The following is a 507-nucleotide window of genomic DNA, read 5'->3' on the forward strand; positions in this document are numbered from 1 at the left end:
ATGGATTCCCGCTTTCGCGGGACGTTTGAAAAACCTGCCTGTTCACATGCAGTCACCCGCGACACATTGTGAAACAAGCGCCCATAGCGTGCCGTCTTTTAACGATGGCAACCTCGTGAGGTCGCCATCGTTAGTCATCTATGCGATCCGATCCGCCGCTCGCGCCAGATTCCATGCCGTCAGGGTTAATAACGTCGCGGCTGTATTGCGCGCCAAACCGTAGTAACGCATGCGCATCAATCCGTAGGATCGCTTCAGCGCTCCAAACACCCCTTCAACTCGACCACGCACGCGTCCAATCAGCCGATTACGCACGATCTCCCAGCGGCGAAGCGGACGGCCTCGTGCCGCACGGCGTTGCACGCGATCCTTGATCTTCGCCGCGTGCAGTCGCTCGCGCATGGCCGGACCTACGTAGCCTTTGTCCGCCCATACCGCCGCTTCGTCCCCTTGCACCAAGGCGTGACCGATGCATACCTCGTTGACGTTCGCTGGCGTCACCTGCGC

At 60.0% G+C, this 507-nt stretch carries 1 protein-coding gene; it reads right to left on the reverse strand.

The window, feature by feature from the left end; genetic code table 11:
- Positions 1-138: 138 nt before the first annotated feature.
- Positions 139-507, reverse strand: a 369-nt coding sequence (locus QQJ86_RS16285; RefSeq protein ID WP_284322020.1) for a transposase, incomplete at its 5' end; no start/stop codon positions are given.

This window comes from Dyella acidisoli (assembly GCF_030160295.1).
Lineage (GTDB): Bacteria > Pseudomonadota > Gammaproteobacteria > Xanthomonadales > Rhodanobacteraceae > Dyella_B > Dyella_B acidisoli.